Annotated in this window: 10 protein-coding genes; 5 read left to right on the top strand and 5 right to left on the bottom strand. The window is 66.1% G+C overall.

What is annotated here, in order from left to right; translation table 11 throughout:
- Positions 1–1106, bottom strand: a 1106-nt coding sequence (locus ACPGXI_RS13525; RefSeq protein ID WP_526653693.1) for an LpqN/LpqT family lipoprotein, incomplete at its 3' end; no start/stop codon positions are given.
- Positions 1107–1313: 207 nt separating this feature from the next.
- Between ACPGXI_RS13525 and leuS the strand changes: the two genes are divergently transcribed.
- Positions 1314–4244 (top strand): leucine--tRNA ligase, encoded by a 2931-nt coding sequence (gene leuS / locus ACPGXI_RS13520; RefSeq protein WP_526653691.1) that lies wholly within the window; start codon positions 1314–1316, stop codon positions 4242–4244.
- 99 nt (positions 4245–4343) lie between these two features.
- A complete protein-coding gene (locus tag ACPGXI_RS13515) occupies positions 4344–5201 on the top strand; it encodes a PDDEXK-like endonuclease domain-containing protein (protein ID WP_526653697.1) in 858 nt (285 codons plus the stop codon).
- 34 nt (positions 5202–5235) lie between these two features.
- Here ACPGXI_RS13515 and ACPGXI_RS13510 read toward each other — a convergent pair whose 3' ends face one another.
- Complete coding sequence (locus ACPGXI_RS13510) at positions 5236–5901, bottom strand: SDR family oxidoreductase (protein ID WP_526653689.1); 666 nt, start codon at positions 5899–5901, stop codon at positions 5236–5238.
- Between the two features lie 55 nt (positions 5902–5956).
- Between ACPGXI_RS13510 and ggh the strand changes: the two genes are divergently transcribed.
- Positions 5957–7297 carry a glucosylglycerate hydrolase gene (gene ggh, locus ACPGXI_RS13505; RefSeq protein ID WP_526653687.1) on the top strand — a complete coding sequence of 447 codons (1341 nt, stop codon included), beginning with the start codon at positions 5957–5959 and terminating at the stop codon, positions 7295–7297.
- Between the two features lie 4 nt (positions 7298–7301).
- Here the strand turns inward: ggh and ACPGXI_RS13500 are convergent, their stop codons facing one another.
- From ACPGXI_RS13500 to ACPGXI_RS13490, 3 genes are all read right to left on the bottom strand, one after another.
- Positions 7302–7742 carry a MarR family winged helix-turn-helix transcriptional regulator gene (locus ACPGXI_RS13500; RefSeq protein WP_526653685.1) on the bottom strand — a complete coding sequence of 147 codons (441 nt, stop codon included), beginning with the start codon at positions 7740–7742 and terminating at the stop codon, positions 7302–7304.
- Between the two features lie 178 nt (positions 7743–7920).
- Positions 7921–8997: an inositol-3-phosphate synthase gene (locus ACPGXI_RS13495; RefSeq protein WP_526653683.1), complete on the bottom strand. Its 1077-nt coding sequence runs from the start codon at positions 8995–8997 to the stop codon at positions 7921–7923.
- An 82-nt stretch (positions 8998–9079) separates the two neighbouring features.
- Positions 9080–9625, bottom strand: a complete 546-nt coding sequence (locus ACPGXI_RS13490; protein ID WP_526653681.1) for a PadR family transcriptional regulator — start codon at positions 9623–9625, stop codon at positions 9080–9082.
- Positions 9626–9939: 314 nt separating this feature from the next.
- Between ACPGXI_RS13490 and ACPGXI_RS13485 the strand changes: the two genes are divergently transcribed.
- Together ACPGXI_RS13485 and ACPGXI_RS13480 are read left to right on the top strand one after the other, a co-directional pair.
- Positions 9940–10374: a DUF5318 family protein gene (locus ACPGXI_RS13485; protein ID WP_526653679.1), complete on the top strand. Its 435-nt coding sequence runs from the start codon at positions 9940–9942 to the stop codon at positions 10372–10374.
- A gap of 46 nt (positions 10375–10420) precedes the next feature.
- Positions 10421–12946: a transglycosylase domain-containing protein gene (locus ACPGXI_RS13480; RefSeq protein ID WP_526653677.1), complete on the top strand. Its 2526-nt coding sequence runs from the start codon at positions 10421–10423 to the stop codon at positions 12944–12946.
- Positions 12947–13017 lie beyond the last annotated feature (71 nt).

Here is a 13017-nt window from a genome sequence, read left to right as displayed (position 1 = left end):
TACCCCTGCAGCCCCAGCGGCTGAGGCGGCGTTGCCACCGACGGGGCTGCGGGTGCTGCGGGTGCCGGAAGGCTGGCCGGTGCTGCGGGTGCTGCGGGCGCCGGAAGGCTGGCCGGGGCTGCGGGTGCTGCGGGTGCCGGAAGGCTGGCCGGGGCTGCGCCTGGTACAACCGCCGGCGCAGGCGCAACCCCCGGCGGTTGTTGCGCCGAGGGCGCGCTGACCTTGAAGCCTTTGACGATGGCCTCGGTGGCGTCGGCAGCGGCCACGACCTGGTCGACGCTGGTGGTCACAGACAGTGACACAAGGTAGTGGTCGGGGCCTGAGGGGGCGATCACGTGGCGCCGCGATGCGTTCAGCGTCATGGCATTCTCCCGGTAGGTGCCTTCGATCAGGGACGAGGGCATGCCGTTGTGCTCGGCGAACGATGCTTTGGTGGAACGCCACGCCGGCAGTTGCTGGCTGTCGACGAACCCGTGACTGATGGCTTCCTGCGGATCGAACTGGCCGATCAGCTTGTAAACCACAACCTGGGCGTTGGACGTGTGGAGTCCGTTGCCGCCGACTCGGTCGGCGATCACTGCGAATGCGTCCGTGACGTTGGGGTCGGGGACGTGTGCCCAGCCCTGCGGCATCGGCAGCACGATGTTCAGTGCACGGAAGCCTTGGCTGGACTGCGGCTCGAGCGAGACGCCCGAGCCTGCGAAGTATTCGGTGAGGGTGCCCGAGGTTGCCGGGGTGATGGTCACGGGCGGTGGCGCGGCCGCGGGTGCTGCTGCCGCGGGTGCTGCGGCGGCGGGTGCTGCTGCCGCGGGTGCTGCTGCGGCGGGTGGTGCGGCGGCGGTCGAGCCGGCGGGAAGCGCCGCCGAGCCGGTGGCCTGGGGCGTTGCGGCGCTGGGTGCCACTGTCGCCGCGGGTTGGCCGGTGGCCTGGGGCGTTGCGGCGCTGGGTGCCATCGTGGCCGTCTGGTTCACAATCGCGGGGGCGGGTGGCGGCTGCGGATTCGTCGGCTGGGCGGATGCCGTAGCGCCCGCAAAGCTCAGCATGCTCGCGGCGCCGACCGCGGCCCCACCTGCCAGAATCCGCCGGTAGCGGGCGATTTCGCTCATCGACTGCAGTCCTCTGGTTCCATCTCACATCCGTTCCCGGCAATTCCGGGATCGTCCCTCCTGGCCAGGTGGCGAATGTATCCACGGCCACCACGCCGTTGCCAGACCAAAACTCCAGCTGGGACCAACCCCTGACGCATCCGCAACGGAACCGAGACCAAGCCCAGGCCCCGGGATCGGCGATCGGGGTGCTTATACCCTGGTGGCGTGACCGAAACGCCGACTGCGCAGCCCGCCTCTGCCGCCGACACTCCACAGCACCGCTACACGGCGCAACTGGCGGGCGAGATCGAGCGGACATGGCAGCAGCGGTGGTCGAGGTCAGGGACTTTCGATGTGGCCAACCCAGTCGGTTCGCTGGCGCCCAGCGACGGTGCCGAGGTGCCCGCCGACAAGATGTTCGTCCAGGACATGTTTCCCTACCCATCCGGCGAAGGCCTGCATGTAGGCCACCCGCTGGGATACATCGCTACCGACGTATACGCACGGTACTACCGGATGACGGGGCGTAATGTTCTGCACGCCTTGGGTTTCGATGCCTTCGGACTGCCCGCCGAGCAGTACGCGATCCAGACCGGTACGCATCCGCGAACTCGCACCGAGGCCAATATCGTCAACTTCCGCCGCCAGCTCGAGAGGCTCGGACTCGGCCACGATTCGCGGCGCAGCTTCTCCACTACCGACGTGGACTATTACAAATGGACCCAGTGGATCTTTCTGCAGGTCTTCAATGCGTGGTTCGACTCTGCGGCGGGCAGGTCCCGCCCGATTGCCGAACTGGTCGACGAGTTCGACGCCGGGACCAGATCGGTCGGTGACGGTCGTGATTGGTCCCAGCTGAACAGCGATGAACGCGCCGATATCGTGGACGGCTACCGGCTGGTCTATTTGGCAGATTCGGTGGTGAACTGGTGTCCAGGCTTGGGCACGGTTCTCGCGAATGAAGAAGTTTCTGCCGACGGCCGCAGCGAGCGCGGCAACTTTCCGGTTTTCCGGAAACGGTTGCGGCAGTGGATGATGCGGATCACCGCTTACTCTGACCGGTTGCTGGACGATCTCGATCTGCTGGACTGGCCGGAAAAAGTCAAGACCATGCAGAGAAACTGGATCGGCCGCTCGACGGGTGCGACGGTGTTCTTCGCCGTTGATTCGGCGCCGGCCGCGGGCGACATCGAAGTGTTCACCACACGTCCGGACACGCTGTTCGGCGCGACGTACCTGGTGCTGGCTCCCGAGCATGAACTGGTCGAGGACCTCATCGCCGAGTCGTGGCCAGCGGAGGTCGATTCGCGGTGGACATATGCAGCGGCGACGCCGGCGGACGCGGTGGCCGCCTATCGGCGGGAGGTCGCGGCGAAGTCGGACTTGGAACGCCAGGAGAACCGCTCCAAGACCGGCGTGTTCCTCGGCGCATATGCAACGAATCCCGCTAGCGGACAACAGATCCCGGTGTTCATCGCCGACTATGTGTTGGCCGGATACGGCACGGGCGCGATCATGGCGGTGCCCGGCGGGGACCAGCGCGACTGGGATTTCGCGACCGAGTTGGGTTTGCCGATTCTGGAAGTGGTGCGGCCGGCAGCCGCGGTGGAGCCAGGCCCGCAGGGCAGGGGACCATCGGGGGAAGTGGTTGCAGGCGTTGATGTCTTAGGTGAGGCCTACACCGGAGACGGTGTAATGGTGAACTCGGGCTTCCTTGACGGAATGGACGTGGCCTCAGGCAAGAAAGCGATGACCGAACGTCTGGTCGAGAAGGGGGCTGGCCGGGAGCGAACCGAATACAAGCTTCGGGACTGGCTTTTCGCCAGGCAGCGGTATTGGGGCGAGCCCTTCCCCATCGTCTACGACGCGGCGGGCCGCAGTCGGGGGTTGCCGGAGTCGATGCTGCCCGTCGAACTTCCCGATGTTCCCGATTATTCGCCGGTGCTCTTTGATCCCGAGGACGCCGACAGCGAGCCGTCACCGCCGCTGGCGAAGGTGACCGACTGGGTGAACGTCGAGCTCGACCTCGGCGATGGCTTCAAGGCTTACACCCGCGACACAAATGTCATGCCACAGTGGGCGGGTAGCTCGTGGTACGAGCTGCGCTACACCGATCCGTACAACACAGAAGAGTTGTGCGCCAAGGAGAACGAGGCGTATTGGATGGGGCCGCGGCCGGCTGAGCACGGTCCTGACGACCCCGGCGGAGTCGATCTCTACGTGGGCGGTGTCGAACACGCCGTTCTGCATCTGCTTTACGCTCGGTTCTGGCACAAGGTGCTCTACGACCTCGGCCATGTCAGCTCGCGAGAGCCTTACCGGCGGTTGGTGAACCAGGGCTACATCCAGGCGTTCGCCTACACCGATGCCCGAGGCGCCTACGTTCCGGCGGGCGAGGTAGTCGAGCGCGACGGGGGTTTCTACTGGACTGGCCCCGACGGAGAGATCCCGGTGTCACAGGAGTTCGGAAAGATCGGCAAGAGCCTGAAAAACTCGGTGTCGCCCGACGACATCTGTGACAACTACGGCGCGGACACGCTGCGCGTCTATGAAATGTCGATGGGACCGCTGGAGGCGTCGCGGCCATGGGCGACCAAAGACGTCGTCGGCGCGCACCGGTTCCTGCAACGGGTGTGGCGGTTGGTCGTGGATGAAGAAACCGGAGCGACCAAGACGACCGACGATGCAGTGGACGAAAAAACCCTTCGGCTGCTGCACCGCACCATCGCCGGCGCGGCGGAGGATTATGCCGCGCTGCGCAACAACACCGCGGCGGCCAAGCTCATCGAGTACACCAATCACCTGACCAAGCAGGCAGTGACAGCCCGCGCTGCGCTGGAGCCGCTGGTTCTGATGGTTGCGCCCCTGGCGCCGCACCTGGCTGAAGAGCTGTGGCAGCGGCTGGGCCACGGCGGCTCACTGGCTCACGGCCCGTTCCCGGTGGCCGATGAGCGGTATCTGGTCGAGGACACCGTCGAGTATCCGGTGCAGGTCAACGGGAAAGTTCGCGGGCGGGTCACTGTATCGGCAGACGCTGGCGTGGACATGGTCGAAGCGGCGGCACTGACCGACGAGAAGATCGCGGCGTTCCTGGATGGCCGAACGCCCAAGAAAGTGATCGTGGTCGCCGGCCGACTCGTCAACGTGGTCCTGTAGCCGTGGGATTTGGGTGCAGTTCGTCACGCTCACCGTGACGAACTGCACCGAAGTCGCCGGGCGTGGAACCGGGTGGCGCTGTCGGGCGTCAGCTCATATGTGCTCAACGACTATCTGCGCAGCCACGACGGGGTCATCACGCTCGCCCAGGCGCGAACTGCCGGACTGAGTAGACAATCGGTCAATCGGCGTGTCCAAGCGGGGTCCTGGCGGCAGTGCTCACGCGGGGTGTACTTCGTTGACGACCGACCGTTCGGCGATGCTGCCCGCATCCGCGCCGCCGTCTGGCAGTACGGCGAACACGCGGCGGCGAGCGGACTGGCTGCTGCGTGGTGGCATGGCCTCACCGGGTTCGCGCCCGACCTTGTCGAGGTGACGGTTCCCCGCCGCGGAAGTGGGCGCAAGCGCCCCGGCGTGCGGGTACGCCGCCGCGACCTGGAGCGATCCGACGTGGTGGGGCGGCGGGGGCTCCGCGTCACCGCCGTGCCACTCACGGCGATCGAGGCCGCAGTGCGCGGCCGTGGCGAGCCCCGGGTGATGGATAGGGCATTGCAGCGAGATGTGGCACTTCGCGATATGTGGGCCGCCCATATGCGGAACAAGGGCCGCCACGGTTCGCCGTCCGCGCGCGTCCTCTTGCAGGCCGCCGCGGGTGGCGCTCAATCCGAGGCCGAGCGGCTTCTGGTGAAGTTGTTGCAGGAGGCCGGGATGACGGGTTGGCGGGCGAACTACCGACTGGGGCGGTACAAGATCGATGTCGCGTTCGTCGCCGCGAAGGTGGCGATCGAGGTCGACGGCTGGGCCTTTCACATCGGGCAAGAGTCCTTCCAGCACGATCGAGAACGACAGAACACCATCGCACTACGGGGCTGGCAGGTTTTTCGATTTACTTGGTTGGACCTCACCGAGTACCCGCAGCGGGTACTCGCCACCATCGCGTCTGCGACTTCGGCGTAGAACGTCACGCCCACCGTGACAAACTGCACCGAAATCACCGGGGGCGGACGATGACCTCGTGAATGTGGGCGTCGCGCGGCGTACTGATGGCGTCAGCGGTGACCTGCGCGACGGTCTGCGGGCTGAGGAACTGCTCGGGGTTGTAGACGCGGCCCTCGTAGGCAATGAGGTCCTCCTGCATAGCCGTCGCGATTCGCCCTGGATGCACCGACGTCACGCGCAGGGACGGCTCATCGCTGCGCAGTGAGTCGGCGAAGGCCCGCAGCGCGAACTTGCTCGACGAGTACGCGGCCAGCCCCGTCGAAGCGTTGATCCCGGAACCTGAGTTGATGAACACCACGTGACCGGCCGCGCTGCGGAGCGCCGGAAGCAACTCGAGGGTGAGGGCAACCGGGCCGATCAGGTTGACGGCCATGGTCGCGCGCCACTCGTCGACCGAGGACTCCGCCACCTGGCCGGGGTAGGCCACCCCCGCGTTATGGATCAGCACATCGAGTTCGACGATGGGTTCGACAACGGCGGCGATCGAGTCCGGATCGCCGAGGTCGAAGGGCCAGGTGGTGGCTCCGAGGCGCTCGGCGACGGCGTCGAGCCGCTGGGAAGGGCGGCCGGCCAGCAGCAGCGTGTGCGTAGGGGCCAGCGCATCGGCGAGCGCAGATCCAAGTCCGCCGGCGGCCCCGGTGATCATCGCGGTCGGCACACCAGAACAGTACCGACAATGCACCGAGGCCCGGAAAGTCGCATCATGGAGGGTGATGCCCCACGACCCCAGCTTCGCGCCCACCCAACTCGCGGCGCGCGCCGCGTACCTGCTGCGCGGCAACGACCTCGGTGCGATGACCACGGCGGCGCCGTTGTTGTACCCGCACATGTGGAGCTGGGACGCCGCCTTTGTGGCGATCGGGCTGGCTCCGCTGTCGGTGGAGCGGGCCGTCGTCGAGCTCGACACACTGCTGTCGGCACAGTGGAGCAATGGCATGATCCCCCACATCGTTTTCGCCAACGGTGTCGACGGGTATTTCCCCGGCCCGGCGCGCTGGGCGTGCTCGACGCTTTCGGCCGATGCACCCCTTACCCACCAGACCTCGGGGATCATGCAGCCGCCCGTGCACGCCATTGCGGTTCAGCGCATCCTCGACCATGCGCGTACCCGCGGCCGTTCGACGCGCGCGGTCGCCGAGTCGTTCCTCGACCGCCGCTGGGACGCCCTGGTGCAGTGGCATCGCTGGCTGGCCGAATGCCGGGACCAGAATGACAACGGCCGGGTCACCGTGTACCACGGCTGGGAGTCTGGGATGGATAACTCCCCGCGATGGGACAGCGCGTACGCCAACGTGATTCCCGGCGATGTGCCGGAGTATCAGCGCGAGGACAACAAGATCAACACCGACGCCAGCCAGCGTCCCAGCGATCTGGAGTACGACCGCTACCTATGGCTGGTCGAGGAGATGAAGGCCGCCCGCTACGACGATGAGCTGCTGCCCAAAGCAGTGAGCTTCGCCGTGGAAGACGTTTTCGTCTCCGCCATTCTCTCGGTGGCCTGCCAGGTGCTGGCCGAGATCGGTGAAGACCACAAGCGGCCGGACGCCGATGTGAAGGACCTGCATGCGTGGGCGCAGCGGTTCCGGGCCGGTGTCATCACGACTACTGACGAACGAACCGGTGCGGCAAGGGATTACGACGTTCGTGCGGATAGGTGGATCGCCACCGAGACGGTGGCGCAGTTTGCGCCGCTGCTATGCGGCGGCCTGCCGCACGACAGGGAGCGGGCTTTGTTGCGGCTGCTGGAGGGTCCGCGGTTCTGTGGCCACCCCGACCTCGCCTACGCGCTCGTCCCGTCGACGTCACCGGTGTCTCGCGATTTCCGTCCTCGCGAGTACTGGCGCGGGCCGGTGTGGCCGGTGATGACGTGGCTGTTCTCCTGGTGTTTCGCCAGGCGCGGTTGGGCTGAGCGCTCGGCGATCCTGCGTCGGGAGGGCCTGCGCCAGGCCAGTGACGGAACTTTCGCGGAGTACTACGAGCCGTTCACCGGGGAACCGTTGGGCAGCATGCAGCAGTCATGGACCGCGGCGGCGGTGTTGGACTGGCTGGGCTGAGGAGCTATTCGGCGATTCGCTCGAGCGGCGCCAGGCCCTTGGCCAGCGCGTCGAGTTCGTCCTCGCTGAGCTTGCTGAGCAGTGCGGCCAGGTGCGCCTGCCGGGAAGCCAGCGCTTCCCGGTGCTGGGCGTGTCCCTCGGGGGTGATGTCCACCAGGACCGCCCTCAGATCCGACGTGTCGCGGGTGCGTTTGACCAGCCCCAACTTCTCGAGCCTGCGGATCGCCACCGTGGTGGTGGGTGTGCGGACCCGCTCGCGAGCAGCCAGGTCGGTCATCCGAATCGGGCCCTCGTCGAGCAGGGTGAGCAGAATGGAGAGTTGGGCCAGCGTGAGGTCTCCGGAGGTGGAGGTCCGTCCGGTGTGGCGGAGCACGGCGAGCACCTTGGAGAGCACGCGCTGTAATTCGCCGGCCAGTTCGCTGACCTGCGGTTCCGCGTCCACCATAATTCGACAGTCTAACCTGTTTGGCGTTGGCAATGTTGCGCGGACGACGGGCGTGACCCGATGCGCATGGCGCTGGCCAGTGCATCAACGACACCGGTCTGCCGGAGTCGTCTCGTAGGAAGGCACACTCGCCACATGCCGGCCAACTCGGCATCCGCGCAGATGCCCGGCAACAGCGTCAGCTGTCGATGAAGTCCTCGAGTTCGGCGCGGGCGACGTCGTCGGCCAGCTGCTTGGGCGGGCTCTTCATCAGGTATGCCGAGGCCGCGACGACAGGTCCGCCGACACCACGGTCCTTGGCGATCTTCGCGGCCCGGACGGCGTCGATGATGACACCGGCCGAGTTGGGCGAATCCCACACCTCAAGCTTGTATTCCAGGTTCAGCGGCACGTCACCGAAGGCGCGGCCCTCCAGCCGAACGTAGGCCCACTTGCGGTCGTCAAGCCAACCGACGTGATCCGACGGTCCGATGTGCACATCCTTGGTATTGAACTCGCGCTGCAGATTGGACGTGACAGCCTGGGTCTTGGAGATCTTCTTGGACTCCAGGCGCGAACGCTCAAGCATGTTGAGGAAGTCCATGTTGCCGCCGACGTTGAGCTGCATGGTCCGGTCGAGTTGCACGCCGCGATCCTCGAACAGCTTGGCCATCACGCGGTGGGTGATGGTGGCACCGACCTGGCTCTTGATGTCGTCGCCGACGATTGGCACGCCGGCGTCTTCGAACTTCTTGGCCCATACGGGGTCCGAGGCGATGAAGACCGGCAGCGCGTTGACGAACGCCACACCGGCGTCGATGGCGCACTGGGCGTAGAACTTGTCGGCCTCTTCGGAGCCCACCGGAAGGTAGGAGACCATCACGTCGACGTTCGCGTCCTTGAGCGCCTTGACCACATCGACGGCCTCGGTATCGGAGACCTCGATGGTCTCGGCGTAGTACTTGCCGATGCCGTCGAGGGTGGGGCCGCGCTGCACCGTGACGTTGGTCGGCGGCACGTCGGCGATCTTGATGGTGTTGTTCTCCGAGGCGAAGATGGCCTCGGAGAGGTCGAAGCCGACTTTCTTGGCGTCCACGTCGAACGCGGCGACGAACTTCACGTCGCGTACGTGGTACCGACCGAGTTTGATGTGCATGAGGCCGGGAACGGCGACGTTCTCGTCTGCGTCCTTGTAGTACTGCACGCCCTGCACGAGCGAGGACGCGCAGTTGCCCACGCCGACGATCGCGACCCGGACGTCATTGCTTGCGGTCATGACGTTTTCTCCTCTTGTCCTACTCCGACTGCTGTTTCAGAAGTACTGCTGGTGTTGCTCGCTGATGCACTGGTTGTTGTGTTCACGTGTGCTCCGCGCGTTCCTGCGCCAACTTCTCGGCGGCGATCAATTCGTTGAGCCAGGTGACTTCCCGTTCGCTGGACTCCAGACCGAGTTGGTGGAGCTGCCTGGTGTAGCGGTCGAACGAGTTGCTGGCCCGTGCGACTGCTTCCCGCAGGCTTTCCCGGCGCTCCTCGACCTGACGGCGGCGCCCCTCGAGAATGCGCATGCGCGCCTCGGCCGGGGTGCGATTGAAGAAGGCGAGGTGAACGCCGAACCCGTCGTCGGAGAAATTCTGCGGCCCGGTATCGGCAACCAACTCGGTGAAGCGCTGCGTGCCGGCGTCGGTGAGCTGGTAGACGCGGCGGGCGCGCCGGACTTTGACGGTGCCTTCCGGCGCGGCGTCCTCGACGATCAGACCGTCGGCCTGCATACGCCGCAACGCCGGATAGAGCGACCCGTAGGAGAAGGCGCGAAACGCGCCGAGCAGGCCCGTCAGTCGTTTCCGCAGCTCATAGCCGTGCATGGGCGATTCGAGTAGCAGACCCAGAACAGCCAGTTCCAGCATTCGGGCCCCTTCCTCGCGTAATCTGGCCGTCGCTACGACGACTCTGGGCCGTCGCTACGACGACCCGACACCTCGCGAAACTGTATCGCGCCGATATATTAGACGCTACATCGGTGTCGGATTCTGTGACAAATCGCTCTCCGGTGCCGCGGCGTCGCGGCTGTCGGGATGGATTCGGGAGCAGGCGCCGACGGGGGAATTTCGTAGGAATGAGCACGGCGATGACCCGGCCTGGCCAGATCGTGACCCTTCGGTGGTGAACTGGGTCGCACGTCGCGCCTCGGCGACAACCGCGCCGACGTACTCTGGTCACCGTGCGATTCCAGCGACAGGTGGTGGACTACGCCTTGCGGCGGCGGTCTCTGCTGGCCGAAGTCTATTCGGGAAGGACCGGCGTTTCCGAAGTCTGCGATGCCAACCCTTACCTGTTGCGAGCTGCGAAATTCCACGGCAAGTCCAGCTCGGTGATCTGCCCGATCTGCCGCAAGGAGCAACTGACACTGGTGTCGTGGGTGTTCGGCGATCAACTCGGTGCGGTGTCCGGGTCTGCACGCACCGCTGAGGAGCTGCTCATGCTGGCGACCCGCTACGACGACTTCTCCGTACACGTTGTGGAGGTTTGCCGCACCTGTAGTTGGAATCACCTGGTCAAGTCGTACAAGCTGGGAGCGCTGCCGCCCCCCGAGGGCTCACCCGCGCCACGACGAACTCAGACGGCGCGCGGTCGTGCGCGCACTGCCAGTGAATAGCGAAGGGCGCCACGACCGGTCAGCCGAGGACGCCCTGGAGGGCCAGATGACTGAAGACGTGAACCCGGGACCACCCCACCAAGCCGACGGTCCGGCACCGAGGACTGGCGATGGTGGTGCGCACCGGGCGCCCGCCGAGGATGACACGGGAAGTGCGCACGCGGGTACCCCCGATGACCGCCACACCGCCGTCATCCCCCCGGTGCGGGGGGAACCGCCGGCGCACCTGCGCGACCCGATCGATGCGGTGAAGCGGGCGCTGGACGGCACCCCTGCCAAACAGGAGCCACCGAAACCGCCGCCACCGCCCCCGCCGAGTGGAGGTGGACCGACCGGGGAAGGGCCCTCGGACGGCACCCCGGGTCCGCAGGTCAACTGGAAGTGGGTACGCCGCGGCCTCTACGCCACGATGGCGGTGCTGATCGTGCTGCCGCTGCTCACTTTCGGCATGGCCTACATGATCGTCGATGTGCCCAAGCCGGGCGACATCCGTACCGCGCAGGTATCGACAATCCTGGCCAGCGATGGCTCTGAGCTATCGAAAATCGTTCCGCCGGAGGGCAACCGGATCGATGTCGACATCGATCAGATCCCAGCGCATGTCCTCGATGCGGTGATGGCCGCCGAGGACCGGGACTTCTACTCGAACCCAGGCTTCTCTTTCACCGGCTTCATGCGCGCAGCCACGAACAACATTTTCGGCGGAGACCTGCAGGGCGGATCGACGATCACCCAGCAGTACGTCAAGAACGCGTTGGTGGGTGACGCGAGATCCGGTGTAGGCGGGGTGATCCGCAAGGCCAAGGAACTGGTGATCTCGACCAAGATGTCCAGCGAATGGTCCAAGGATCAAGTGCTGCAGTCCTATTTGAACATCATCTACTTCGGCCGGGGTGCCTACGGTGTGGCGGCTGCGTCCAAGGCCTATTTCGACAAGCCCGTCGAGCAGCTCGATGTCGCCGAGGGCGCGTTGCTCGCTGCGCTGATCCAGCTGCCGTCGGTGCTTGATCCAGCCGTCGACCCCGACGCGTCAGCGGCGCGTTGGAACTGGGTGCTGGACGGCATGGTCGAGATCGGGGCGCTGTCGCCGGCCGACCGGGCCGCGCAGGTGTTCCCGCCGACCATCCCGCGTGACTTGGCCACCACGCAGAATCAGACCACCGGGCCCAACGGTCTGATCGAGCGGCAGGTGATCAACGAACTGCTCGAGATCTTCAACATCAACGAGCAGACGCTGAACACCGAGGGCCTGCAGATCACCACCACAATCGATGCTCAGGCGCAGTCCGCCGCGCAGGATGCGGTCGAGGCCGCTCTGGACGGCCAGGACCCCGAAATGCGGGCTGCGGTGGTGTCGATCGATCCGAGAACCGGCGGGATCATTGCCTACTACGGCGGCTCGGATGCCAACGGTTTCGATTTCGCGCAGGCCGGGCTGCCCACCGGATCGGCGTTCAAGGTGTTCGCGCTGATCGCGGCGCTGCAGCAGGGCATGGGGCTGGGCTTCCAGGTGGATAGCTCGCCTTTGAGTGTCAACGGCATCGAGATCTCGAATGTGGGCGGCGAAAGCTGCGGTACCTGCAACATCGCTGAGGCGCTGAAGCAATCGTTGAACACCAGCTATTACCGATTGATGCTCAAGCTCAACAACGGACCGCAGGACGTCGCCGATGCCGCACACCAGGCCGGCATCGCGGAGAGTATTCCGGGTGTGGACCACACCTTGTCCGAGGACGGGGAGGGCGGTCCGCCGAACAACGGAATTGTGCTGGGGCAGTACCAGACTCGGGTGCTCGATATGGCCTCGGCGTACGCCACGATCGCCGCGTCGGGGGTCTACCGCACACCGCACTTCGTGCAGAAGGTCGTCAACGCCGAGGGCGATGTCCTGTTCGACGCGACCGAGGAGGACAACACCGGCGAACAGCGAATCGATAAGGATGTCGCGGACAACGTCACCGCCGCGATGCAGCCGATCGCCGCCTACTCCAACGGTCACAATCTTGCCGGCGGGCGTCCGTCGGCCTCCAAGACCGGCACCAATCAACTGGGCGATACCGGCGCAAACCGTGATGCCTGGATGGTCGGCTTTACCCCGTCGCTGTCGACCGCGGTCTGGGTCGGCACTACTGAGGGCACCAAACCACTGGTGAATCAATGGGGCTCGCCGGTGTACGGCGCAGGGCTGCCGGCCGACATCTGGAAGGCCACGATGGACGGTGCCCTCGACGGAACCGATAACGAGTCGTTCCCGAAACCCGCGGAGATCGGTGGCTATGCCGGCGTGCCACCGCCACCGCCACCTCCACCGCCGGACCCCACCGATGCGCCGCCGCCGCCCTCGGAGACGGTGATTCAACCGACGCTCGAGATCGCGCCGGGAATCACGATCCCGTGGGGACCCCCAACCACCGTGCCCGTGGGACCGCCACCTCCCGGGGGCGCACCGCCGGGGCCGGAGGGCGTGCCTGGCCCACCGCCTGTCGGGGCACCGCCGGGGCCGGAGGGCGTGCCAGGCGCGCCGCCGCCAGAACCCGCACCGCCGCCACCGGGACCCCCACCGCCTCCGTGACGGAACCGGGCGAGGTATCGCCGGCTGAATCGCCTGCCGCGTTGGCCGGTACTGAATCTCCGGCTCCGCCG

Source organism: Mycobacterium sp., assembly GCF_049608025.1.
GTDB lineage: Bacteria > Actinomycetota > Actinomycetes > Mycobacteriales > Mycobacteriaceae > Mycobacterium.
The sequence above is the reverse complement of the archived record's forward strand: the minus strand, read 5'-3'. Positions and strand labels throughout refer to the sequence as shown.